Origin of the sequence: Polymorphospora sp. A560, from assembly GCF_045781765.1 — a bacterium.
GTDB classification, from domain to species: Bacteria; Actinomycetota; Actinomycetes; order Mycobacteriales; family Micromonosporaceae; genus Polymorphospora; species Polymorphospora lycopeni.
Map to the genome: position 1 here is coordinate 3,570,671 of NZ_CP122282.1, position 24,814 is coordinate 3,595,484.

At 69.1% G+C, this 24,814-nt stretch carries 22 protein-coding genes and 2 pseudogenes; 14 read left to right on the top strand and 10 right to left on the bottom strand.

The window, feature by feature from the left end; all coding sequences use genetic code 11:
- Nucleotides 1-59 precede the first annotated feature (59 nt).
- The 10 genes from QCD66_RS16100 (at nt 60) to QCD66_RS16145 (ending at nt 10,969) form a co-directional block, all read left to right on the top strand.
- A complete protein-coding gene (locus QCD66_RS16100) occupies nt 60-1,679 on the top strand; it encodes a class I adenylate-forming enzyme family protein (protein ID WP_375733824.1) in 1,620 nt (539 codons plus the stop codon).
- A 52-nt stretch (nt 1,680-1,731) separates the two neighbouring features.
- The gene (locus QCD66_RS16105) at nt 1,732-3,231 is read left to right on the top strand and encodes an aldehyde dehydrogenase family protein (RefSeq protein ID WP_375733823.1); all 1,500 of its coding nucleotides are present in this window, start codon (nt 1,732-1,734) and stop codon (nt 3,229-3,231) included.
- A gap of 13 nt (nt 3,232-3,244) precedes the next feature.
- Entirely contained in the window at nt 3,245-4,477 is a 1,233-nt protein-coding gene (locus QCD66_RS16110) for a 4Fe-4S dicluster domain-containing protein (protein ID WP_375733822.1), read from the top strand.
- A complete protein-coding gene (locus QCD66_RS16115) occupies nt 4,464-5,345 on the top strand; it encodes an HpcH/HpaI aldolase/citrate lyase family protein (RefSeq protein ID WP_375733821.1) in 882 nt (293 codons plus the stop codon). The genes QCD66_RS16110 and QCD66_RS16115 overlap by 14 nt, the downstream gene beginning before the upstream one ends.
- Nucleotides 5,346-5,552: 207 nt before the next feature.
- Nucleotides 5,553-6,482 carry an ABC transporter ATP-binding protein gene (locus QCD66_RS16120; RefSeq protein ID WP_364218758.1) on the top strand — a complete coding sequence of 310 codons (930 nt, stop codon included), beginning with the start codon at nt 5,553-5,555 and terminating at the stop codon, nt 6,480-6,482.
- Between the two features lie 86 nt (nt 6,483-6,568).
- A complete protein-coding gene (locus QCD66_RS16125; RefSeq protein WP_407567182.1) occupies nt 6,569-7,315 on the top strand; it encodes an ABC transporter permease in 747 nt (248 codons plus the stop codon).
- Nucleotides 7,312-7,872, top strand: a complete 561-nt coding sequence (locus QCD66_RS16130) for a TetR/AcrR family transcriptional regulator (RefSeq protein ID WP_375733819.1) — start codon at nt 7,312-7,314, stop codon at nt 7,870-7,872. Before QCD66_RS16125 ends, QCD66_RS16130 begins: the two co-directional genes overlap by 4 nt.
- Nucleotides 7,873-7,906: 34 nt before the next feature.
- A complete protein-coding gene (locus tag QCD66_RS16135; RefSeq protein WP_375733818.1) occupies nt 7,907-8,332 on the top strand; it encodes a hypothetical protein in 426 nt (141 codons plus the stop codon).
- Nucleotides 8,333-8,483: 151 nt separating this feature from the next.
- Nucleotides 8,484-10,139, top strand: a complete 1,656-nt coding sequence (locus tag QCD66_RS16140; RefSeq protein ID WP_364218752.1) for a cellulose-binding protein — start codon at nt 8,484-8,486, stop codon at nt 10,137-10,139.
- A gap of 401 nt (nt 10,140-10,540) precedes the next feature.
- On the top strand, nt 10,541-10,969 hold the full coding sequence (locus QCD66_RS16145) for a hypothetical protein (protein ID WP_375733817.1): 429 nt from the start codon (nt 10,541-10,543) through the stop codon (nt 10,967-10,969).
- Nucleotides 10,970-11,009: 40 nt separating this feature from the next.
- On the opposite strand, the pseudogene QCD66_RS16150 reads toward QCD66_RS16145, so the two are convergent.
- Nucleotides 11,010-11,387, bottom strand: a pseudogene (locus QCD66_RS16150) (transposase); the annotation flags it as partial.
- A 65-nt stretch (nt 11,388-11,452) separates the two neighbouring features.
- A complete protein-coding gene (locus tag QCD66_RS16155; RefSeq protein ID WP_375733816.1) occupies nt 11,453-11,716 on the bottom strand; it encodes a transposase in 264 nt (87 codons plus the stop codon).
- A gap of 244 nt (nt 11,717-11,960) precedes the next feature.
- Here QCD66_RS16155 and QCD66_RS16160 point away from each other — a divergent pair, with 244 nt between their 5' ends.
- The 3 genes from QCD66_RS16160 to QCD66_RS16170 all read left to right on the top strand — a co-directional run bounded on the left by QCD66_RS16160 (nt 11,961) and on the right by QCD66_RS16170 (nt 15,305).
- Nucleotides 11,961-13,082, top strand: a complete 1,122-nt coding sequence (locus tag QCD66_RS16160; protein WP_375733815.1) for an effector-associated domain 2-containing protein — start codon at nt 11,961-11,963, stop codon at nt 13,080-13,082.
- 140 nt (nt 13,083-13,222) lie between these two features.
- Entirely contained in the window at nt 13,223-13,441 is a 219-nt protein-coding gene (locus QCD66_RS16165) for a hypothetical protein (RefSeq protein ID WP_364218744.1), read from the top strand.
- Nucleotides 13,431-15,305: an HEXXH motif domain-containing protein gene (locus QCD66_RS16170; protein WP_364218742.1), complete on the top strand. Its 1,875-nt coding sequence runs from the start codon at nt 13,431-13,433 to the stop codon at nt 15,303-15,305. The genes QCD66_RS16165 and QCD66_RS16170 overlap by 11 nt, the downstream gene beginning before the upstream one ends.
- Nucleotides 15,306-15,329: 24 nt before the next feature.
- Here QCD66_RS16170 and fxsT read toward each other — a convergent pair whose 3' ends face one another.
- From fxsT to QCD66_RS16210, 8 genes and pseudogenes are all read right to left on the bottom strand, one after another.
- Nucleotides 15,330-19,403 (bottom strand): FxSxx-COOH system tetratricopeptide repeat protein, encoded by a 4,074-nt coding sequence (fxsT, locus tag QCD66_RS16175; protein ID WP_407567183.1) that lies wholly within the window; start codon nt 19,401-19,403, stop codon nt 15,330-15,332.
- Nucleotides 19,336-20,844 carry an effector-associated domain 2-containing protein gene (locus tag QCD66_RS16180; protein ID WP_375733813.1) on the bottom strand — a complete coding sequence of 503 codons (1,509 nt, stop codon included), beginning with the start codon at nt 20,842-20,844 and terminating at the stop codon, nt 19,336-19,338. The genes fxsT and QCD66_RS16180 overlap by 68 nt, the downstream gene beginning before the upstream one ends.
- A gap of 37 nt (nt 20,845-20,881) precedes the next feature.
- Entirely contained in the window at nt 20,882-21,316 is a 435-nt protein-coding gene (locus QCD66_RS16185; protein WP_375733812.1) for a hypothetical protein, read from the bottom strand.
- A gap of 226 nt (nt 21,317-21,542) precedes the next feature.
- Complete coding sequence (locus QCD66_RS16190) at nt 21,543-22,382, bottom strand: helix-turn-helix domain-containing protein (RefSeq protein WP_375733811.1); 840 nt, start codon at nt 22,380-22,382, stop codon at nt 21,543-21,545.
- A gap of 47 nt (nt 22,383-22,429) precedes the next feature.
- Nucleotides 22,430-22,810 (bottom strand): hypothetical protein, encoded by a 381-nt coding sequence (locus QCD66_RS16195; RefSeq protein WP_375733810.1) that lies wholly within the window; start codon nt 22,808-22,810, stop codon nt 22,430-22,432.
- Nucleotides 22,807-22,998: pseudogene (locus QCD66_RS16200) on the bottom strand (hypothetical protein); the annotation flags it as partial. The pseudogene QCD66_RS16200 and the gene QCD66_RS16195, both read right to left, overlap by 4 nt.
- Before the next feature lie 502 nt (nt 22,999-23,500).
- A complete protein-coding gene (locus tag QCD66_RS16205; RefSeq protein ID WP_364220516.1) occupies nt 23,501-23,968 on the bottom strand; it encodes an Imm1 family immunity protein in 468 nt (155 codons plus the stop codon).
- Nucleotides 23,934-24,356, bottom strand: a complete 423-nt coding sequence (locus tag QCD66_RS16210) for a DddA-like double-stranded DNA deaminase toxin (RefSeq protein ID WP_375733809.1) — start codon at nt 24,354-24,356, stop codon at nt 23,934-23,936. Before QCD66_RS16210 ends, QCD66_RS16205 begins: the two co-directional genes overlap by 35 nt.
- A gap of 81 nt (nt 24,357-24,437) precedes the next feature.
- Here QCD66_RS16210 and QCD66_RS16215 point away from each other — a divergent pair, with 81 nt between their 5' ends.
- On the top strand, nt 24,438-24,737 hold the full coding sequence (locus QCD66_RS16215) for a hypothetical protein (RefSeq protein WP_375733808.1): 300 nt from the start codon (nt 24,438-24,440) through the stop codon (nt 24,735-24,737).
- Nucleotides 24,738-24,814: the final 77 nt, after the last annotated feature.

The following is a 24,814-nucleotide window of genomic DNA, read 5'->3' on the forward strand; positions in this document are numbered from 1 at the left end:
CAAAAATCTCTGTGCATCATAGCACCAGTTTGAGCACGGTGGATTGCCCGGAGGCAGCCTTGTCAGCATCCGACACCACCCTCCCGAACCCGTCCCGTGGTCACCGCGGGACCGGCGAAACCGTCAACTTCGCGACCGGCCGGGGGATCGTGGAGCTGATCCACGACCGCGCCCGCAGTCGCGCAGAGCATGCTTTCCTGTTCTGGGACCCGATGGACGCACCAGTGCAGACCTGGTCCTACGCCCGGTTCGCACACGACGTCGACGCGGTCGCCGCGGGTCTGCTCGCCCGTGGAGTGCGCCCGGGCGACCGGGTGGCGATCGTACTCGACAACTGTCCCGAGTTCGCCATCACCTGGGCCGCGCTGTTGAGCGTGGGCGCGGTTGCCGTATGCCTCAACACCCGAAGCTCCACCGACGAACTCGCCTACTACGCCGGTCACTCCGGCGTGGTGGGCGTGGTGACCCAACCGGCCGCGGCGTCCCGCGTCGCCACGGCGATGCGCGACGTACGGTGGACCGTGGTGACGGCCGGCGACGGCGATCACCACGCACGGGACACCCCGGCCGAGCCGGGGGACACCTTCGAGGCGTTGCGCGGCGACCCGTCGACGGTGCGCCGGGTGCTGTCCGGCCCGCTGGACCCGGCCACCATCCAGTACACCTCGGGCACCACGTCGCGGCCCAAGGCGGTCCTGTGGACGCACGCGAACTGCCTGTGGGCGGGCCGGGTCAACGCCGCGCACGAGGGTCTGCGGCCGGACGACGTACACCTGATCTCCCTGCCCCTGTTCCACGCAAACGCGCTGGGCTATTCGTTGCTGCCGACGCTGTGGGCGGGGGCCAGCGCCGTGCTGCTGCCCCGGTTCAGCGCGTCCCGGTTCTGGGAGGTCTCGCTGCGGCACCGGTGCACCTGGGCGTCCATGGTCCGGTTCACCTACCAGGTGCTGGCGACGCACGAGGTGCCGGCCGGGCACTCGTACCGCCGGTGGGGCCACAGTTTCTGCGCGTCGGCCGAGACCTCGTACGCCGGTACGGAGACCATCGGCTGGTACGGCATGACCGAGACCGTGTCACACCCGCTCTGCGGGGAACTGCACCAGTCCAATCAGGACGGCAGCATCGGCCGCCCCACCCCCGAGTACGGCGTCGCCGTCGTCGACGGGCAGGGCCGGCCGGTCGGCCCCGGCGAACCCGGCGAACTGCTGGTGCGCGGCGTACCGGGCATCTCGCTTTTCGGGGGCTACGCCGGCGACCCGGCCGCCACCGCGGACGCGTACGACGAGGCGGGCTGGTTCCGCACCGGTGACCGGGTGCGCTACGACGAGGCCGGGGTCTTCCGCTTCGTCGACCGGGCCAAGGACATGCTCAAGGTCGGCGGGGAGAACGTCGCCGCACTCGAGGTCGAGACCGTGCTCCTCGATGTGCCCGGGGTCCGCGAGGCGGCGGTGGTCGGCCGGCCGGATCCGGTGCGGGGCGAGGTGCCGGTCGCGTTCGTGGCGGCGGCCGGGCCGGACGGTGTGGTGGGCGAGCGGGCGCTGGCGGAGTGCCGCCGGAGGTTGGCGGATTTCAAGGTGCCGGCGCGGGTCGTCGTGCTGTCCGAGTTGCCCCGGACGACCATCCACAAGATCGCCAAGTCGGAGCTGCGGGCGCTGGCCAGGGATCTGGACCTTGGGTGACCAAGATTCTATGCGTATGATACGAACAATAAAGACGACTGAGGAGGACACCGTGCTCCCGTCCGATTCCGCTCCCACCGGTCCGCTCGGTCCCGCCGCGGCCCGGCTCGTGGCCGGCGACCTTCTCGTGGCCAACACCTGGGCCGCGGGCCGGGGCGAGGCCCAGGAGACCGTCAACCCCGCCGACGAACAGCCACTGTGGCGGATCAACTCGGCCACACCGGCCCAGGTCGACGCCGCCGTGGCCGCCGCCCGGGCAGCCTTCGACGGCGGTGAGTGGTCACGGTGCGGGCCGACGGGCCGCCGCGACCTCCTGCTCGCGCTCGCCGACCAGATGGAGCGGCACCGCGCCGAACTGGAGGAGATCGTCGTCGCCGACGTCGGCACACCGGTCTCGCTGGCCCGCACCCTGCAGGTCGCGATCCCGATCGCCAACCTGCGCTGGTTCGCCGACGCGGCCGTCCGCGGGCCGCGTGGCGGCTACGACGAACCACTGCGACCGCACTTCGGCAACGTCGCCTCGACCAGCATGCTGCTGCGCGAACCGGTCGGCGTCGTCGCCGCCCTGGTCGCCTACAACTACCCGCTCTACCTGACGGTGTGGAAGATCGGCGCTGCCCTCGCGGCCGGCTGCCCGGTCGTCCTCATGCCGTCCCCACGCGCCCCGCTCGCCGTCGCGGCACTGGCCGAGTTGGCCGTACGGGCTGGCTTCCCACCCGGCGCGGTCAACCTGGTGCAGGGCCCGCCGTCGGTCGGCGAGCAGCTGGCCCGGCATCCCGACGTCGACATGGTCAGCTTCACCGGCTCGGAAACCGCCGGCGCCGCGGTGATGCGTGCCGCCGCCGACACCACCAAGAAGGTGGTGCTGGAACTCGGCGGCAAGTCGCCCGACATCGTCCTACCCGGCGTCGACCCCGACCAGATCCTGCCCGCCGCAGTGCTGCGGTTCACCCGCAACGCCGGCCAGGGCTGCGGCGCCACCACCCGGCTGCTGGTGCCCCGGCAGCGGTACGACGAGTTCGCCGCCGCGGCCATCGCCGCCCTCGAGAGCCTGAGGGTGGGCGACCCCACCGACCCGGCCACCGACGTCGGGCCGCTGATCAGCGCCGGGCACCGGGCCGGGGTGCTCGCCCGGATCGGGCGCGCGACCGCCGCCGGCGGCCGGGTGCTGTGCGGCGGCCAGGCGCCGCCCGGGCCCGGCTACTACCTGCGCCCGACCCTGGTGGGCGGACTGTCCAACAGCGACGAACTCGCCCAGGAGGAACTCTTCGCACCGGTCGGCGTGATCCTGCCGTACGAGGACGTGACGGACGCCGTCCGCCTGGCCAACGAATCCCGCTTCGGCCTCAACGCCAACATCTGGGGCCCGACCACCGAGGCGTTCCCGATCGCCCGCCGGCTGCGGGTCGGCAACGTGACCCTCAACGGCGGCGGCGACGTACGCCCCGAGTCGCCGTGGGGCGGCTACAAGCGCAGTGGCGTCGGACGCGAAATGGGCGAGGACGGCCTGGCCGAGTACTTCCACGTCAAGCACCTGCAGTGGCGGATGTGAAGGGAGAACGATCATGAAGACCAACAGTCGACGCGAACGCCTACTGGCATCCGTCGCCGAGCGGCTGGTCCGCCCCCGGATGATTCAGATCATGCGGTTCGTCCCGGTGATGCCGCGCGCCTTCAAACCGAAACGCTGGCCGGCCGACCCGCAGATCCGAGTGCCCGAGAACCTGCGTTCCACGCCGGGCATCCGGCGTGACCGGCAGGCCGAGGAGAATGCCTTCGCCGAGGGACCGATGCCCGAGTTCGGCAAGGCACACAGCAAGGCGATCCACTGGGCGCACCAGATGATGTGGCGCTCCTGGATCCCGTCGGCACCCCGGCTCATGCGCGCCTTCCACCGGGTCCGCACGGCACCGACCGCGCCGAGCCACGCCCGGACGCACCAGGTCGACGCGGCGGATCTCACCGCCGAACTGCGCAGCGTCGCGGCCGCTGCCGGCATCAGCACGATCGGCATCACCAATCACGACGAGAAGTACACCTGGGCGCCGTACCTCGGACAGGCACCCGGGGACAAGATCGTGGTATGCATCCTGGAACAGCCGTACGAGCCCACCCAGACCGCACCCAGCGGCCAGGCCGAACGAGCCGCCCTGCGGACGTACGCCGAACTGATGAACCGGGCCCTCGCCGTCGGTCGGTTCCTGCGCGAGCGCGGCTACCAGGCCAATGTCAACGACATCCGCGGCCACGGCGCCTCGCTGCACTACGCCGTCGAGGCCGGCCTGGGCCAACTCGGCCTCAACGGCCAACTGCTGACCCCGGCGGCGGGCTCCCGGTGTCGAATCCTGATGATCAACACGGATGCGCCGCTGACCATCGACCACCCGGTCGACTACGGCATCGAGAAGATCTGCGACAACTGCCTCGCCTGCGTGGAACGGTGCCCATCCGGGGCGATCCCGGCCCGCCGCGACTTCCACCGCGGCGTCTACAAAGCGAAGATCAATACCAAGCGCTGCCTGCCCGTGGTCGCCCAGGTCGACGGCTGCGCCGTGTGCATGAAGGTCTGCCCGGTCCAGCGGTACGGCCTGCCGGCCGTGCTCGACCACTTCGAGAAGACCGACACCATCCTCGGCCGCGGCACCGACGAACTCGAGGGCTACGGCTGGCCACTCGACGACCAGCGCTACGGCCCCGGCCAGAAACCGAGGCTGACCCGCGAATTCTTCGAGGCGATGCCGGAACGCTTCGACAACCAGACCAAATCCACGGGTGACGACACCGTTGCCTTCCTCTGACCCGGGCGACCGGCCGGACCGACCCGACCCGCGCGACGCCCGCTCGCTGCTCTTCGTACCCGGCAACCGCGGTGACCGTTTCACGAAGGCCGTCGCGAGCGGCGCCGACGCCGTCGTCTGCGACCTCGAGGACGGCGTCGCACCCGCAGCCAAGGACACCGCCCGCGACACGGTCGCCGGCTGGCTGCGGGCAGGCGGCCAGGCAGTCGTCCGGATCAACGCCCCCGGCACCCCCTGGTACGACCGTGACATCGCGGCCCTGGCCGGGCTGCCCGGCCTACTGGGTGTCATGCTGCCGAAAGCGGAGAGCACGACCGACCTCGCCACCCTCTGCGGCACGTTCGGCACGGTGTTACCCCTCGTCGAGACCGCGCTCGGCGTCCACCGGGCCCACGAGATCGCCGCCGTGCCCGGCGTGGTCCGCTTGGTCTTCGGTTCGCTCGACTACGCCCTGGACGCCGGTACGGCGCTCACCGACACCGCGCTGCTGCACGCCCGGTCCACGCTCGTGCTCGCCAGCCGGGTCGGCGGGATCATCGCACCAGTCGACGGGGTTACCACCGACCTGGCTGACCCGGCCGCTACCGCCAGTGCCGCCCGGCTGGCCCGGGACCTCGGCTTCGGTGGCAAGCTGTGCATTCACCCCCGACAGGTCGATCCTGTCAACCACGCCTTCAGCCCGAGCACCGAAGAGATCCGGCGAGCTACTCAGATCGTCAAAGCCGTGACGGACGACGGAGTCGCCGTGGTCGACGGCGCGATGGTGGACCGGCCGGTGGTCGAGGCCGCCCGCCGTACGCTCATCCACGCGGCCCGCCGGCAGGTATCGCTTGAGCGACGGGACCGGCACCAGAATGGGCTCTCCTGACGCTGTCGTGGGTGGCTTGAGGCCCTGATCAACAAAGCGCGCCGCTACGAACGCAAAGCCGACCACTTCCAGGCCTTCGCCGACCTCGGCTGCGCCCTACTCGGCTACCGCCGACTCACCAAGAACAACATCTGGGATGAACCCTCAGGCCCTGCCCCGGGTCGGTCCGATTTGGCGGCCCGCCCTACCGGTAGGTAGGCTGCTGGCATGACTTCGCTCCCTGCCGTCGACATCGTCGGCCTGACAAAGACCTACGGGGACCGGAACGCGCTGGACCACCTGTCGCTTCAGGTCGAGCGCGGAACTCGCACGGTGGTGCTCGGTCACAACGGCGCCGGCAAGTCCACGCTCCTGGAGATCATCGCCACGCTGCGCACACCAACCTTCGGCACGGTGACCGTCGAGGGGTACGAGACGGTGAAGCAGGGGCGGGAGGTGCGGCGCCTGATCGGCCTGACCCCGCAGTCCAACGCCCTGGACCCGCTGGCGACCACGGCGGAGGTTCTCGAGTTCCAGGGGGCTGCGCTCGGCCTCGACCGCCGGAACGCCGCGCGCCGGACGCGGGAGCTCCTTGACCTCTTCGGTCTGGCAGAGCACCGCGGGACGCGGATTTCCAGGCTGTCCGGCGGAACCCGCCGAAAGGTCGACCTCGCCGTGGCGCTCGTGGCCGAGCCCCCGGTCGTGATCCTTGATGAGCCGACCACCGGCCTCGACCCGCTCAGCCGCCTCGACTTCTGGGACGAGCTGAAGCGACTGAACCAGGGCGGCAGGACCCTCCTGGTGTCCACCCAGGACCTGCACGAGGCCGACGTCCTCGCCACGGACGTCGTCGTGCTCCGCAACGGAACGGTTGCCGCGCAAGGTTCCCCCGAGTCGCTGAAGCAGCGCGTCGGGGAGCGCACCCTGACCCTCGTGCTGACAGACGCGGACGCCTCACAGGCGCTGCTCGCCTCCTCGCGTGCGCCATTTCGAGCCGAGCCGGACGAGCCGCGCACCGTGCGCCTCGCGCTCCCCGGCACGGCCGGCGCACTGAAGGTCGCGCTCGATGACATCGGCCAGGTCGCGGGCGACGTCGAAGAGCTCCGCCTCACCGAACCCTCGCTCGACGACGTCTTCGTCGCGCTCGCCGCTGGCTGACCCGAATCCCCGTCACCTCATGTGAGGACTCGATCGTGACCGCTTCCGCCGTCTCTGTCGTCCCTGCGCCCAGCGCGGCGGTCCCCGTGACCCTTGCCGCTGTCAGGCGCTCCACCCGCATGGTTATGCGCTCACCGGCCCTGCTGATCGCCCCGATCGCGCAATCCCTGTTCTTCCTCCTCGTCTACGCCGGACAGCTCAGCACCGTCGGCGGCAGCTATCTCGCAGGTGCCAGCTTCGTCTCCTTCCTGCTCCCGCTGATCCTGCTCACCGGTGTCGCCACCGGAGCGGGAGCCGCGGGCACGCTCGTTCTGGGCGACGTCACCAGCGGATACCTCGACCGGCTCCGACTCGCCCACGGCACGACGATCCCGTTCGTCCTGGGCGCCGTCGCCGCCGCCCTCGTCGCCGTCACCGTCCAGATGCTCGTCACGATCGCCGGCGCCGCGGTCATCGGCTACCGGCCGGGGAGCTGGCCGGGCGCGATCGCAATGATCCTCCTGATGCTCACGCTCGGGCTGGGAGTCGCCCTGCTCAGCGTCGCGGTCGCCATCCGCACCGCATCCGCGTCGAGCACCAACCTCGTCACCCTCGCGGTCTTCGGGCTGTCGTTCTTCACCGGCGTCTTCGCACCCGTGGACGAGCTCGCCGGCTGGATGCGGGCAATCGCGACCCTCAACCCACTCACCTACGTCATCGACGCCGCCCGCCAGCTCGAGAGCGCCGCCACACCCTCGGCCCTGCCGATCGCCCTCGGCGTCCTCGGGATCCTCGTCGCCGCCGGGACCGCCTCCTGCGCCCTCGCACTCAACCACGCTCGGAGAAACCGATGACACCCGCAGCAGACACCCGTTCACAGATCATGGACGCCTTCGGCGAGCAGTTGGCCGCCGCGGGCTACCCGGGCATCTCCCTCGTCGGCGTCGCCCGCACCGTCGGCATCCAGAAGCCATCCATCTACCACCACTTCCCCGGCGGCAAGGAAGAACTCTATGCGGCCGTCGCCATCAGGTTCATCGAACAGCTCCACGACAGTCTGGCCACCGCCCTCGCCGCCGAAGGACCGACGGAACAGAAGCTGCGGTCCCTCGCGGTCGTCGCCGCCGACCACTCCACCCGCGCCATCTCGTTCGAGCAACGCGTCTACGACGCGCTGGATCACGTCTCCGACGAGACCAGAAGCACCGTGTCGCAGAAGTACGTGCGCGACATCCTCGATCCCGTCGTGGCTTTCTTCGCCCACGCCGTCGACGTCGGTGAGGTGACTGGTGAGCCCTGGTTCCTCATGAACGCGTTCCTGCACCTCGCACGCGCAACGGACCTCGTGAACACCCCGGACGGGGCGACCCAGGTCGTCGCGCTATTCCTGGAGGGAGCCCGGCCCCGCTAGTGCCTCGTCATGCAGCCATGAACAGGTGATCGGGGTGGCGGATCTTGGAGTTGATCGCGAATCCGGTCTTCGGCTGTGCGAGGAACTGTTCCAGACCGGCAAGGGCCAGGTCGGCCTGCACCACTACCAGGTCCGCGGCTGGACCGGCTGGCACCGGTTCATCACCCTGGCCATGCCCGCCCTGGCCGTCCTGACCACCCTCGCCGCCACCAGGCAGCCCGCCTCCGACCCGGAGATCACCGCGTTGCCCGTCGCCGAGATCCGCCGACTCCTCAACGCCCTCGTCACCCAACCACTCCCACCAGCACACCATGCATTGGTCGATCTGGCGACGAACATTCCAAGCCCGAGCCAGACAGGCCCAAATGACGACGATCCAGCCGAGCTGGGACTTCAACGGATGGTGGCGGCCTCGCTGGCAGCCGGCGTTGCGGTCTGCAACAAACCTGCACGTATCTAACCCTTGCCACGCCGGCAAGCGCTTTCCTAGCATGTTGTTTCATCGATGTTTCGATCCTTGACCGGGCTGAGGGTGCGGACATGAAGCTACGTGCGGTGTTGGGTTGCGAGGGTAATGCCCCGCACCGTGCTCACTCCCGAGGAGTCCAACAGTGAGAACCGCAGTGCGACACAAGCTCCTTGCCGGCGGCACCGCTGTGGCCGTGGCCGCGGTCGTCGCGGCGCTGCCGATGCCCCAGGCGTCAGGTGCCTCCAGTGGTCCCAGTCCCGCATCGGTCGGCGTCAACGCGACCAATCTCAGCCTCGGGGCCGGCTCCGACGGCTCCAGCAAGGCCAGCGGCACCAGCTACGGCAACGTGCTCGACGGCAACATGAGCACCTACTGGTCACCGGCCGGATCGACCGGCCGCATCTCGATCAAGTGGGGTTCCGCCACCACGGTGGGCTCGATCAACATCCGGGAGGCGGCCGGCGCTGTCGGAGTCATCGGCTCCTGGCGGGTCGTCAACAACGACACTGGCGCCACCCTGGCCAGCGGCACCGGAGCCGGGACCATCACCTTCGCCGCCACCTCGCTGCGCAAGATCAACTTTGAGATCACCGGCTCGACCGGCACACCGAGGATCGCCGAGTTCGAGACGTACGCCTCGGGCACGACCACTCCGCCGACCACGCCGCCGCCGACGACCGGGCCGACCACCCCGCCGCCGACCACGCCCCCGCCGTCGAGCAGCACGCTGTACGTGGCACCGACCGGCACCGACAGTGCGGCCGGCACGGAGGCGAACCCGACGACGCTCACCTCCGCGATCACCCGGGTCACCGCCGGCGGCACGATCTACCTGCGCGGCGGCACCTACCGCTACTCGCAGACCATCACCATCGGCCAGGGCAACAACGGCACGTCGAGCGCGCGCAAGAACATCTTCGCCTACCCGAACGAGACCCCGATCCTGAACTTCTCGGCCCAGAGTGAGGATCCGGCGAACCGTGGACTCGCGGTGGGCGGATCGTACTGGCACATCCGCGGCATCATCGTCGAGCGGGCCGGGGACAACGGCATCCTGCTCGCCGGCAACAACAACATCATCGAGCGTACGGTGACCCGCCATAACCGGGACTCAGGGCTTCAGCTCTCGCGGCTGGTGGCAAACGCGCCCCGCGACCAGTGGCCCTCCAACAACCTCGTGGTGAGCACCGTGTCGCACGACAACGTCGACTCCGACGGTGAGGACGCCGACGGTTTCGCCCCGAAGCTCACCGTCGGCCCCGGCAACGTCTTCCGCTACACCGTGGCACACAACAACATCGACGACGGCTACGACCTCTACACCAAGAGCGACACCGGGGCCATCGGCACGGTGACCATCGAGTCCTCCCTCGCCTACGGCAACGGCACCCTGAGCAACGGTGGCCAGGCCGGCAACGGTGACCGCAACGGCTTCAAGCTCGGCGGCGAGGACATCGCGGTGAACCACACCATCCGGGGCAACATCGCGTACGACAACGGCAAGCACGGGTTCACCTACAACCGCAACCCCGGCACGATGACGGTGTCGAACAATGCCAACATCGGCAACGCCGAGCGCAACTTCAACTTCGACGGCGGCTCCTCGGTCTTCCGGAACAACACCTCGTGCAACAGCGGCTCGAACGACCGGATCGTCGGAAACTCCGACAGTTCGAACCAGTTCTGGTCCGGCACCAACGGATCCCGGTGCTCCCAGTACTCCGGCGCCCTGGGCTGGTCCTTCGCATCCGACGGTCGTCTCGTCGTGACCTTCGGCGGCAGGGTGGTCACACCGTAACGCAGCAGGACGACGCCAGCGGCGCGGGCGGCACCGGAGTAGGCCGGCACCCGACGGTCACGCCGCCACACCCCACCGGCTCACCGGTCCCGGCGCGAGCACGCCGGGACCGGTGACCGATCACATCAGGGGGCCTCTGATGCCCCTGTGTTTCGTCAAGTGGTTCGTGGGGTCTGATTCGTTGGGGCTGGCTGGCGGAGCAGGTGGTAGACCTCGCGGACGATGTCTTGATCCCGAACCGGGTTGGTACCCCTGCTCCCACGTTGTCCGCCGAGTTCGGAACCAACGCCCCACCGGCGTGGGTCGAGCGAGCCCATGCTTGGAGTCCATTAGGGTGTGGAGCGTCCGCCCTCCTGAAGGGACGGACGGGACAGATACCAGAAGCCGAAGGGGAGACCACCGTGACGAAGTTCGGCCGGATCGGCAAACTTGCCCTCCTGAGCACCGTGACCAGCGTTGCGCTGGCCATCGGCGCTGCCGCGCCGGCTCACGCCGCCTGGTCGACGTTTGCCGGCCAGTCTGGCACCGCTGTCGTGATGGCGTGCAAGACGGCGGTCGAAAGCGGGTACGGCCCGTTGTGGGAGATCACTCTGGTGGCGGCGACCACGCCCGGCCGTACTGCGGCAGCCCGGTTCGAGGTGTGGCGCGGCAGCAGCCTCGTCTCGCGCGTGGACCTCGCTGCCAGGGACGGCGCGTGGGACGTCAAGACGACCTGGGCGTCGCGCATCCTCGGCGACACGTACACCGGGGTGGCAGGCACGGGCCTTACCAGTGGTGAAGGCGCCGGCGGAGCGATCGGCGGATCGTTCTCGACCATCGCGGGCTGCTGATCGGAGCAGGACGGACCAGGCCCGGCCGGCTCCGATGCCCCTATGTTTCGTCAAGCGGTTCGTGGGGTCTGATTCGCTGGGTTGGCTGGCGGAGTAGGTGGTAGACCTCGCGGGCGATGTAGCGCTTGAGGCATCGGGTGGCTTCGCGGCGGGTGAGGCCTTGGCTGCTGCGTCGGTCGAGGTAGTCGCGGGTGCGTTGGTCGGCGCGTGATCGGGTCAGGGCGATGCGGTGGAGGGCGGCGTTGGCGCGGCGGTCGCCGCCTCGGTTGAGGCGTCGGCGGCGGGTCTTGCCGGAGGACGCCTCGATCGGGTTGACGCCGCATAGTGCGGCGAAGGACGCCTCGCTGTGCATCCGGTCTGGGTTGTCGCCGGCGGTGACCAGCAGGGCCGAGGCGGTGTCGGGACCGACTCCGTGCCGGACCGAGCAAGCGTGACACTGGAACGAACGGCTCTGGCGCAGAAACGGTGGTCACCATGGGTGATCTACGAGAGCAGGATGCGCTGCCGGAGTAGGGCGAAGCCTGCCCGGCCGTACATCTGTCGTTTCAGGAACTTGCCCTCGGTATTGACGCCCTCGATCGGTCCGTTACTGCCCGGCGAGGTCACCGCCACCGTGGTTGACCACCGCGCCCTGACCGTGGTTGCCGAGCCGGCGAGCTGCCCCGTCAGCCCGAACCCGGCGATGCCGGCGGCATCACCGCCGCGCAGGCCACCGACGCACCACGCCACCCAACTGGAGCGCACCATGACAACCGAGCCCAGCCCGCTGCGGGACGACGCGAACTATCGGAATCAAGCTCGGCGGGACCGGCGTGAGACCCGGCGGACCGTGTGACCGGCCGTTGCGGCAAGGCGGCACCCTGCGCGGCCCTCCATGCCGTCTGGGAATCTCAAGGACGCGGTGTGCGATCGGCCATCCTTGGACCACCGGCGGTCCGACGACCGTCGTTGCGCCGGATATGGCTGTCCCGTAATGGATGAGGAGTGTGATATGGGCCCGGACCACGATCCGTTCGACGTCCACGTGGTCGCTGTCGGCATCGACCAGTACGCGGCGGGCGGCGAGTGGAGCCTGGTCGGGCCGGTCGACGACGCCATCCGGTTCGCCCGCTGGTTCGTTACCCGAGGGGTCCCGCCTGGGCAGGTGACCGTGCTGCTGTCGCCCGATCCCGGGCCGGACGCCGTCCCGCCCGGAGTCGTGCTGCGGTCCGCTGACCGTGCGACCGTACGCGAAGTGCTGCTGCGGGAGCTGCCCACACGGCAGGCGTCGACCCTTTACGTAATTTGGGGTGGCCACGGCTATGTCGACACCGGTCGCCACCGGAGGCTCTACTACGCCGACGCCACCGCCACCGATGCGGGCTCTCTCGACCTAGATTCGATGCTCGCCACCTTCGCCTCCGATCTTGTCCCCGCGTTCGGGCGGCAGGTGTGGATCGTGGACGCGTGCCAGCTGCACGATCGCCCCCAGGGCCTGCGCCTGGCCGGCAACGAGACCTTCCCGGTCGGGGGAACCGTCGCCGGACGGCGACAGGATGTCCTGTTTGCCGCCGCCGTCGGTCAGGCCGCCGCCAACCTCCGTGTGCGACGTACCGGGCTGTTCAGCCGGGAGGTGCTGCGTCTGCTCGACGATGGAGACGGGGATCGGCTCGCCGATCCGGAGCGGCTCGTGGCCACCCTGCGAGAGCGGTTCGACAAGCTGCGGTCGAGCGGCCTCACCGCCCAGACCCCCACGTACCTCTGGTACCGCAACGCGCTCGGCGACGAGGGGTTCCTGCTCAGCGGATCCGGGGCCGGGCGTCCGGCTCCTGCGGCTCCCGCGCCCCCACCCCCGGCCGCTATGGCCCCCCTCGTGGACGCGCTTCTGGAGGTCCCGGAGTTCCTGCGACCGAACGACCGTGAGGAGATCCTGTCGCTGCTGCGCGGCCAGGTGTACGCGGCCATCCGGCGTAGCACCGCGGCGCGGCTCGATGCCATCAGTGTCGTGCGGACCTGCCTGCGCTATCCGGGTGCCCTGTCGGAACTCGTCGAGGCGGTCCGTTTCTTCGCCGCCGACGACGCCACGATGGCCCGGGTCGAGGACGGTGCCGCCCAGCTGGCGGCGCACACCTGACCCGAACACACCTGGGAATCCAAAACGGACGGCCCGCGGCCTGAACCGGTTTGTGGTGTCGACCGCTCGACGCTTTCGCTGCATGCAGGCATAAGTAATGATGGAGCTATCGACCGTCATCATCGGGAGGGTTGCCGTACATGAAGAAACGCCTCGCCGGTATCGAGTCTGAGCTGCTCGACCTGTCAGCGGTGACCGTGGCGACCCTACGGTCGGCTGATCCTACCGGCATGACTGCGGCGATTTCGCGGGTACGAGAACGAGTTGCCGATTCGGGGGGCAGTATCAGCGGCTACAACGGCTCCTTCCCGAGCCGGATGCGACCCGCCGGGCCGGATTCGGAGGAACATGTCGTCTGATTCCTTCTCGTTAGGTCCGACCTACCTCGAACAGGCACACTTCGAAACCCTGGCCACTGGTGCCGGAGACGAATCGAGCGTCGCGGCGCTCTGGCGGTCCGAGCGCAGCTGGCGGCTGCTAGTGCTGCGCGCAGTGCTGGACACGTGCGTCATCCGGCCCGAGGCCTGCGGTCCGCTCGCGCCTGCCAGCGACGCCTGGCAGTTGCTGGTCCGGGCCTACGGAGCCGCTCCGGACAGCACCGAGGACGTCCTGGCCCAGCCACAGGTCGGCATCTGGGCCGCGCACACCCTGCGTCGGCTGGGCGACGACGCCGACCCCCTGGTGCCGATGTGGCTGGACGTGGGATACCTACACGCCCTCGCGGCCGCGTGTGCTGTTCGGGCCGATCTCTCCTTCGAACTCGACATACCTGTGCGCCAGGGTTCCGCGATGCTGCCTACGGTGGGCTCCGCGTCGGTCCCCACGGACCGCGCGGTCGTCCGCGTGCGGGCCCGCGACGGGCAGGTCGATATAGACACCGGCGCCCGCACCGTACGATGCCTGTCCGGCGATCCGGACTGGCACGTACCCGTCGTCGTCGAGGTCGGTGAGGACGGCGTCGACCTCCGGGTCGAACTGCTCGACCGCGACGTGTACCGCGACCTGCGAGGCCCCACATCGCCGCAGCCGCTGTCGGCGACCGAGATCACCCGCTGGCGCGTGCATCTCGCGCGTGCCTGGGAACTGCTGGTCCGCGAGCAGCGCGCATGCGCCCTGGCGATCGCCGGAATCGTACGGACCCTGGCACCGGTGCCACGCCGCGAACGCTTCCGTCCGCTGTCCGCGTCGGGCGCCGAGGCGTTCGGGGGCATCCTGCTCTCCGAACCGGACGACGCGGTGCAACTGGCAGTCACCCTGGTACACGAGTCGCAGCACCACAAGCTCGGTGCCTTGTCCCACCTGCTCACCCTCTGCGACCCCGACGACGGCCTGCGCTACTACGTCCCCTGGCGAGACGACCCAAGACCCCTCGCCGGTGTCCTCCAGGGTGCGTACGCGTTCGTTGGCATCACCCAGTTCTGGCAGGTTCACCGGCACCACGCGCCACCGCAGGAGCGGGCAGCGGCGGACTTCGAGTTTGCGCTGTGGCGCCGGCAGACCCTCGGCGTCCTGCGGATGATCACGACGTCGGGCCGGCTGACCGGGCATGGCCAACAGTTCGTAGACACCCTGCACACAGAGCTGAAGGCAGGCCAGGACGATCCGTTGCCCCCCGCCGCGCTCGACGCGGCCCACGCCGTCGCCCTCGATCACTATGCACTGTGGCGAGGCCACAACATCCGCCTGGACCCCGCCGAGCTTGACGCACTCGTCACCGGCTGGCGGCACCGTGTCCCGGCGGCGGACGCCGTCCTCGCCGTCGGTGCCGAAAAGGTGCTGGCGGAACCACCGCCCGGCCTGCTCGACGCCCGGGCCGTCCTACGCAGATACCTGCTGTTCGATCCGGACGCCTTCAGGCGGCTACGCGCCGCCCCCGACGAGGTAGGGGACAGGGTCGCGGGTGCCACCCCGGCCGACCTCGCCCTCGTCGCGGGGGACATCGAGCAGGCACACGCCGGCTACCTTGGCGAGCTGAGGCAGAACCCGTCGCACGTACACGCCTGGGTCGGCCTCGGTCTCACCCGGCTCGACCGCCCCGCCGATCCGGCGACGCGGGCTCTGCTCGGCCGCCCGGAACTAATCGTGGCCGTCGTCCGAGGGCTACGGGCGCGCGGGGCCGCGACGGTGACCCTGGATCCGCTGGAGATGGCTGGCTGGCTCGGTGACGGGCTCCCCGACCTGCGGTTCGACACCGTCGACCCGGCGGGCTGGCAGGCTGTCTGACCCGCCGGATCGGACGTTGTGCCGCTACAGGGGGAGCGGGTCGATGTCGCAGTTGGCCCGTACGCCGGCACCGGCCGCCGCGACCGCCGGGTGCCGGAAGCCGAGGGCCTGCCGCAACTGCTCGAGGTTCGAGTCGAACAACCTGCCCGCCTCAGAATCGCGCCCGAGTTCCCGCAGATCCATGGCGAGGTTCAGAGCGCACACGAGCGTGGTCGGGTGGGTATTGCCGAGGACCTGACGACACTGCGTGAGGGTATCTGCGTCAAGGGCGTGGGCATCCTCGTAGGCGCCGAGTTCGTAGTGGTCGCTCGCGAGGTCGATCCGGGCGGCCAGCACCAGGGCATGCGACGGACCAAGCCGGCTGGTCAGCCGCTCCAATGCCACCTGGTCGAGCTCCCGGGCCTGTTCGCACTCTCCGAGCAGACGAAGCGTCACCGCCAGGTCTACCTGCGCACCGGCCGTATGCGGATGGTCCTCGCCGTACAGCCGGCGCAGGCCCTCCACCGCCACCTCCGCCGCCTCCCTGGCTGCGCGCAGATCGCCGGTCATCCGCTGGTCGATGGAGAAGGTCAGCGTGGCGAGCACGGTGTCGGGATGGTTGTCGCCGTAGCGCGTACGGAAGCGGCGCAGCACGTTGCTGGACAGGTCGAGCGCGTCGTGGTGGTGACCGGCCTTGCGCCGGAAACTCGCCAGCATGTGGCTCTGCCGCAGCAGATCCGGGTGGTCGTCGTACTTCAGCATCCGGCGGGCCATGGCGACGACGTTCTCCTGGTTCGCGTGCGCCGCGATGTAGTCGCCGAGTTCCCGTCGGTCCAGGTTGATGCCGCCGAAGGTGCTGAGGCTGTCCGGGTGGTCGGTGCCGTAGATCTGCACGAGACGCTGGTAGGTCTGCTCGTCGAGTTGGAGAGCCCGTCCGAACAGGCCGGACAGCCGCATGCTCACCGCGAGATTGTGGGCGGCGCGCAGCGTGAACGGCTCCTCCTCACCGAAGTTCTGCTTCGCCTGTTCGTAGACGACGAGCGAGCGGTCCAGCGCACCGGCGAAGTCACCTGCGACCCGGTGGTCGGCGGCCACGGCACCGATGGCGTCCAGGGTCTCCTCCCGCTCGTCGCCGAGGGTCTGTCGGTAGAGTTCGAGCGTCTGGGCGTTCAGTGCGGCCGCGGCGGCGTAGTCACCGACGACGAAATGCATGAAACCGAGCCAGCTCGCCATCCGGAGACTGTCCGGGTCGGCACCCCCGCCGTCTGCGGTCCAGGCCGTCCATGCCCGCTGCGAAAGATCACGTGCACCCAGGTGGTCCCCCCACCGCCACAGGTACTTCGCCTCGTTCAGCACCATGTCGCGCACCAGTTCGTTCGCGCACTGCTCCGCACCGGAGGCGACGATGTGCGGGTACAACTCGGCGTACCGCGGCCAGTGGTCAGCGTCGTCAGGCTGGTCGGGGTCGTTGCCGGCCAGCAACATGTGGGCGCCGTGCCGGAGGGCTTCGCGGTCTTCCGGATCCATCTGGTTGATCAGTACGCGTTGGACGAGGCGGTGCATCTGGAAGGAATTCGTCCGGTGGTCGATTCTCGCCAGCGAGAGGCGGCCGACCGTACGGATCGCCCGGTTGAGACGGATCGGGTTGCGGACCAGGGGATCGAGGTCGGGATGGATGTGCAGCGCGCGTGGCTTCGACAGGAGCACCTTGCCGATCGGCTCGGGCGCGAAGAATGAGCACACCTGCAACAACCGGAGGGCCGACAGGTCCTGGTCGCGCAGCCAGTTGAGGGACACGTTCCATGCCGCGGCGACAAGTTCCGGGTAGTCCTGCTGCGCGGTCTCGTCATCGAGGATCGGACGGCTGGCGTCGAGGAGTTCCAGGTACTCGTCGGTTGGCATCCTCGTCTCGGCACGCCAGGCCGCCGCCTGCTCGATGGCCAGGGGAAGGTCACCCAGGGCCGCGGCGAGCCGGTCAGCGTCGTCGACGGCCAGGTCCGGCCCCCGACGGCGAAGCAGATCGATGCTCTCCCGCCGCTCGAACACGTCGACCGGAAGACTGTTCGCGATGCCCCGCCACGCGCCGTTGCGGGAGGTGACGACGATGCTTCCGGGGCCGCCCTTGGGGAAGAACTGCTCGACGTCGTGCGGATCCTCGGCGTTGTCGAAGATCAGTAGCCAGTTGGAGTACGGGCGTCCGACCCGCAACGCCTCAAGCACCGCCGGCACCGCCGTGTTGGCGGTCGACGGGACCGGCAGGGCCAGGCGCGCCGCCAACTCCACCAGCGCGGACTGGATCTGCGCCGGCCGCTCGGCCGGGATCCACCAGATGAGGTCGAAATCCTGCTGATGAAGGTAGACGTACTCGATGACGAGTTGCGACTTGCCCACTCCGCCGGAGCCGTGCAACGCCTCCGGCAGCACTGCGGTGGTGCCGGCACGCAGGCGCTGGTGCAAGGAGTCGAGCAGTTCACGCCGGCCGGTGAAGTTCGCGTTCCGGAGCGGCAGGTTGCCGACGACAGCCGGCGAAGGCCCGTCGAGCCGCGGTACGGTCCGCAGATCGTCGATCGGAGCCCTGCCCGAGATGCCCGGCTCGGCATCCAGCATGACGTGTGCTGCGGAACCGAACGAGACCCCCGGGGCCGGCGAGTTCTCTCTGTCAGACATTCCGGACTCCATGGTCCTGTGAGCGGTAACGGATGGTGGCTGCAGTACTCGACGTACCTGCCGTGGGATAGGAGAGCCGAGCGCCTGGCCCAGCCGTGCGGCCGCGACGAGGTTCGGCCCGCCCAGCGAGAGGTGAACAGCCAACTCGACCCGTAGGTACGGTTCGGCGGCCGGAGTGACCCGCTCGTACGAGGCGTTCTGCGGATCCTTGACGCGAAGGGTCAGATTGCGTACCGCCTGCACGTCGTGCGCGAGCTCGTACTCCACGATGTGCTGGACCTCGACCGTGCGGTCGCGGTACCCGAGCGCGAGGAGTCGCTCGCGGACACCGTGCACGAATTCGTAGCCGATGCGGGCGCCGCCTGTCGCCGCCGCGTGCCGAACCGGCTGCACCAGATCGCTCGTCAGCACCTCGGTCAGCTGATCCGGCCCCGATCGGATCACCGTCCTCGCCACGGCGCGCACGACGGCGACGTTGAGCGGAGCGGCGGCCAGCCGTGTCGCCAGCGTGAACGCCGCCGGTGACACGCTGGCCCGGAACCGGGCGACGAGATCCTGAACCGAAACCGCTCGGCCGGGGCGGCTGCCCGCCAACCCGCCGGGCGGCAGCAAGAGTGCCGGCATCCGCAGTTCGCCCGTTGCCGGCCCGGCCAGCAGCCGGCTCCACCGTCGCAACCAGTCCGTGCCGCGCTCGATGACCGGCACCGCCGTCAGCCGGGCCTCGTCCCGCTCGTCGGAGGGACGGAGATCCAGACCGCTCACCCGCCACGACCGAGAGGTCGCCGGACCCGGACCTTCCAGGCTCCATGCCACCTCGGTGGTCTCCATGCCCCGGTCGCGCCACCGCTGTTGGGGTAGCAGATGGACCACGGCAACGGTCATACCGGCTGCCCACGAGACGAGCACGGGGCGGATGAGTCCGCCCCGCCAGGCATCGGACCCGCCGTGGGTCAGCAGGAAGACGACCCGCCGCCCTGTGGGATCAATCAGACTCTCGGGCGGAACGTCGGCAGCCTCGCGGTCACCGGTCACCCGCAAGACACCGCCCTCGACACTGGTACGTCTGACCTCGACGGAGGTGAAAACGCGCTGGGCTCGTAGTACCGCGATGAAGGTCGAGATCTCGTCGGCCCAGAACTCCATCACCGGATCGTCATCGACGACCACGACGAGATCCCGGCCTTGCTCCGCCGGCTCCACCGGTGAGTCGTTTGCCCGTCGGCCGGCGGGTGCGGAGATCGCAGGCACTGCTCGGCTCATCGCGGATCCGCCGTCGCCGACGCGGGCTCCGACGATCGGGCGCCACGGTGCCGGCCGGTGACGCTGCCGCCCGTCCGGCGTGGATACCGGTCGTCGGCGGCCCACATCCCGTGGCCGTTGCCGCTCATGCAAGGACCCTTCGCCTGTCGCCGTCGGCGAAGACCGCTCCTCCTGGCTGCCGATCCGGATCATCAAACAAGATCACAAATCCGTGTCCGATGTGCTGGTCGAGCCCTTTGGGGTCCTCGCTCCACGCCAACTGCCGCACTTCCGCGAAACGCCACGGAAGCTCGATCACTCCAGCGCCTGTCGCGCGATCACCGACCATCGACGCGACAGTGTCGCACACATCCCTTGTGGACGACCGGTTGCGATGCCAGACGATGGCCGGTACCCCGGACCGTAGCCCGACAAGCAACTGCCGCTCTCCGACGCTATCCACAGTCGGTGACTCGCTGAGCACCAGCACCACGACGCCGCTCTCGCGTCTGAGGGTCGCCTCGAGCTGGACGTCGACATGGTGCCCCGAGGCGCAGTGAATCAGCTTCCGTTCGCTGCCGCGACTGGCGAGGCCCTGCCATCGACTGCGCCACACACGGTGCCACTGGCTGGCGCGGATGCGTTCCAGGCTCCTGATCACCAGGGGATACTCCGTGGTCAGGGGACTTGGCATCAGTGAGTGGAGTTCCTTGCGCCAGGTGTCGACCGGTTCGTTGATCAGCTGCCAGGGCAGGACGAATTCGATGGTCACGGCACCGGCCTGATCCGACCAACGGCGCTCGATCTCGTTTATGACCCGGTCGACGGCTGCCTCGAGTTCTCCGTACGGCACGTGCCGGTCCTCACCGCGGAGGGGCTGCCAGACCGCAGACGCCCACTGGTACCAGTGCGACATGATGTAGGTGTCGTCGTCGCCACCGTACTTCTCGAACTGGATCACGAGGTATCCGGTGCCGACGGCCGCGGGAGGATTCGTCGGGGCCACCTCCAACTGCTCCGTGAACCCCCAGTCCTTGGCCAGCTGCGCGACGAACTCCCGCATCCGGTCCAGCGACGCCTCCGGCACCGCCGGCACCAACTTTGCGAGCAGCCCCAGCCACGCTGGCGTCTCACCTTGTGAGTTGGTCGACGCCAGGTGGGTGAAGAGATCCCAGGCGTTCTTGCACCTCAGCGGGGCGGGGACCGCGCGGGTCTCGGTGACGAACCGCCGCAGATCACGGGTCACCTCGACCGTGGACAGCAGGCCCCGCAGCCAGGAGATGTCGTAATCGGCGAACAACTCGACCACCTGCCACTCGTCCGCCAGTCGCAGCAGCTCGGTCGTGTGCTCGCTGCCCGGCTCGAGCAACTCCAGACATTCCACGAGGCAGCGCAGCCCGCCCGGGCGGTCCACGCACACCGTCACCAGCTCGACGATCTGGGGCCGTAGCAGACCCAGTTCCCGGTAGCCCACGGCGCCGCCCAACGCATGGCTCAACTCTTGAAGCAGCAACTGTCGGCTGTTCGGGTCGCGGATGACCGACGACGCCTCCATCGCGGCCGCGACCTGTTTGACGAGTCTGAGGCGTTCCTCCGCCACCGCCGTCGAATACTGCCGCGACGGCTCACGTACGCTCCTCGCCAGATCGCTCACGGGCGAGACCTCGGCGGGGCGCTGCGGCAGGGCGCCATCAGGAAGGCTCCGACCTGAACGGGTCAAGCCTGTCCAGCACCTCGACGACGTCGGCCGCCTCTCCGGTCACCTCCACGCCTCGTCGCTGGACACCGTCATCGAAAATCGCGCGTACGCTGACCTGCCCGGTGCGTCGGCGCAGCATCGACTGCAAGGCGTACCATCCGGCGGACGAGCCGATTCCGATACCGATCTGGAGCAGCGTGTCGGTCACCAGACCGCGCGACGAGGCGAAATCGCATTCCGAGGCGGGATGCCAGGTATCCACCACCAGTCCCGTGGCCACTAGTTCCTGCATCAGTACCGGAGTCGATTCAGGATAGACCGGCACGCCGTCGTCCTCGGCGAGCGGCAGAAAGGTCACGTCGACGCCGGCTCTCGGGCCGGGACCGGGGTTGTGGTCCATGGCGACAATCGAGACCTTTGATGACATGCGACCATCGTATTACCGATGCGGCGGCGACGGAATTACCGGCGACGACATCCCTGGACTGTCGCTAACCTGACACAATCCTGTCTTGCGTATGCCCGACTCCCTCGTCTGCATGTAAATGCTGATCAGAGTGGGTCGGCAAGCGGTCGTGTCCCGGATGCCCCGTCCGTTCGGATGATCAGCAGCAGGCCGGTGGTGTCCACGACGATGTGGCGCCCGCGGTCGTTCACTCTTTGCCGGTGTCGTAGCCGCGCGGTCCGTTACCGCACCGGGTGGTGCTGCCCGTGCCGATCTCTGCGGCGAGTTGCTCCACCCTGGCCAGCGCGGTGCGAAGTAGGTCGATGGCCTCGTCTGCCCGGCCCTGTTTCTCGAGCAGGTTGGCTAGAAGCAGGGTGGTGGCGGCGCTCGCGGCGGCGTCCTCGTCGCCGAGTTCGCCGTGGCAGACCGCGAGTTCGGTGTGCAGGACGAGTAGTGCGATCGGATCCGGCAGTCCGGCCCGAACCAGGTCGTCCCGGGTGTTGGCAAGTAGGTACGCGGCGTACCGGTGTTCGCCTCGTTGCCGCAGCGTGGCGGCCCGCCCGGCGGTGGCGTCGGCGCGTAGCCACGGCGGGGCATTCTCTGGTGGTTCGGCCCGTTCGAAGTGGCGTTCGGCGGTCTGTGGATCCCCTTGGAGCAGTGCGAGGCGGCCCAGCCCGAGCCAGCCACGTGCGACCTGTTCTGGATCGTCGGCGCCGGTCGCCGCTCGCCGGTAGACGTGTTCCGCGCCGGCCGGATCGTGTGCGGCCGTGCGGTCCGCCTCGGTCAGTGCCAGGTCTGCCCGTACGGCCTCGGCGGGAGAGCGTCCCGTGGCCAGCTCGGTGGCCGGTACGCCGAGCCGGTCGGCGAAATGGGTGAGTGCGTCACCGGAGGGCATCCGCCGACCGCTCTCCACGGACGAGACGTAGGCCGCGGTGTAGCGCGGTTCGGCCAGCTCCCGTTGGGTGAGGCCGCGCGCGGTGCGTAACGCGTGCAGCCGCAGGCCGAGCGTGGCCGGGTCCCGGTCCGGAACGGCGACTTCCGCACTCACCGACCGTCCGATTCGATCCATCGGATCGCGGCGATCTCGCCATCCTGTCATCGGCCGAGGTGGCGGTCCGCGTGGTCGGTGGTCATCACCATGATCGGACCCGTGGCGTGAACGGACACCCAGGTGCCGGGGTCGGCGAGGGCCGTATCGATCTCCGCCTCGGTCATCGGCACGTGCTCCGGCCAGTCGTCGTAGCGCTCGGTGGGGATGAGTTCGATCAGACCCCGGACGACCAGGCCTTTGGTGATCGCGGCGAAACGCGGAATCAGTGCCCTGATGGCCTCCTCGTCGGTGCCGAACGTCCAGACCGCACCGCCGGCCGAGGCATGACCGAGGTGGTCACCGATGACGTGGCAGAGCCACGCCTCTTCGATCGCGTTCTGCATGACGGTGCGTTCCTCGGCACCCAACTCGTCCCACAAGCTCATCGGTCGATCATCGCAACACCGGGCTGGACCTGTTCGAAGTAGAACTCGCGGATGAAGCAGTCCCGTGGTTGGCCGATCGCGAACAGGACGCAGTCGACGACCGACCGGGCGGTCAGGTCGCCGCTGGCCTGCCGTGGCCCGTCCTGCACGAAGTCCGGCGGGAACAGCGAGATCACCCGGATACCCTCGGGGATCCAGATCCGCAGGCCGGACAGGTCGGCGATGGTGACGTGACAGGCGGCGGCGAGTGGGTGCGGGCCGTCCGGGACACGCGCGGCGCGGATGTCCGGGGGCAGCTGTCCGGGCGGCAAGGGAGGGGGCCGGAATGTCGCGTCGATTGTGCCGGCCTCGACGGCGGCGATAGCGGCGGCGGCGTCCGACTCGGCCAGGGTCACCACGTCCAGTTCGGTCTCCGGGTACGCCAATGGCAACAGCGCGGGTTCTATGAGTGCCAGCCGCTACCCTCTATGGGATGGACGAGCACTCCACGGGTCGCTCCCACATCGTGTCGCGTTTCCAGTCTGTGTGGCACAGGCATCAAGAATGTCGGCGGCGCGCTCACGCTGGCGCTCATCAGTGGCTTCGGCTGATGCGGCCTGTATCAAGGAAAGAAGGTCCGGTCGGCGGATCAGGTCGGGACTGTCGAGGAGCAGTGCGGCCGCAATGGCGGCCGCATGCCGGGTGGCAGGGTCAGGGTCGTGCAGGAAGGCGGACACGGCCTGGAGGATCACAGGGCGCTGGGCGCGGAGTTCGGCCATTTCCGGGTAGCCGGCTGATGCAGGTGGGGCGGTCGCCGGTGGTCAGGAACTCCCGTGCGGCTGCCCGTACCTGTTCGATCGGGATTTCGGCGCCTGCGGTGATGCCGGTCCAGGTGCCGCAGTAGAAGTATGGCGGGGTCGGCGCGTCGGTGGCTGTTCCCTTGCTGGCGTATCCGTCGCCGGTGGTGAGATCCACGTAGTTCAGCACACCGACGGCGCCTCGTACCCCGACCGTCAGGCTGCGCTCTCGTGCCGGCATGTCGAGGGCGATCAGGGGCGGCGTGTCGGGTGAGGTTTCGGCGGTGACGCGATCGAGCACCGCATCCAGTTCGGCGATGGTCGACACCACGACGGGGTCCTCTTCCTCAGTGAAGATGACCTCGACGGTCTGGTCTGCCACCGTGATTCTCCTCCGGTCCGTTGTACGTTTTGCGGAATCCGTCAGGACCGTACACCGTCAGCTGGGCGCCGGCCGGTAGTAGCCGGGGGAGCAGGCGGTCACAGCCCTGCATGCCGGGGCATGGCCTCTTGTTGACCGCCAGCACCGCCTCCCGCAATCCGAACCGGTCCATCGTTTCGGCGGCGTGCGCCTCGACGTGGGTCTCGGCAGCCCAGGACCTCGCGAGCCCGACCCGGGCGGCGAGTGCCTTGGTTTGCAGTTCTCTTCGCTGATCAGTGGTTGTTCGTTCAGGTCGGGGCCGACCAGCAGGCCGCGGGTCTTCGACCCGCGTCCGCCGAAAGCCGGGAGCGACGCTGCGAGCCGCTGGCCATCGACCGTTGAACTCCAACCAACGGCCGGTTCATCAGGGGCGTCACCACCGTGAGCGACCGGTGTGTCCGGAGGCTCTGCGGTCGACTCCGGCGGTGCTGTGGGCGACCGCGACCATTCACCCGAGCTACCGGTCGATTTTGCCCCGGCCATCGCTGCCTCGACCTGGTGCCTGGTGGCCGCAACGCACTGCCCGACCGCAGCCAGAACCGCAGTGCTGGTCTGGCGGGACGGGCGTTCGTTGCCGTTGATGTTCGATGGCTTCTCGGTGTTGGCCGGCGGGGTGTGGGTTGCGCCGGACGGTTCTGTGTTGACGGGTGAGGCGGCGTGGCGGCAGGCGTCGGCGGCACCGGACCGCTTTCCGTGGCGCCGTTCGCTGCATGGGAAGAACCGGATCTGACCAGGCTGCCGGTGGTACCGCAGTACCATCGGCCGCCTCGAAGAGCCGACTGCGGTACCACGGTCTCGGCGCTACGC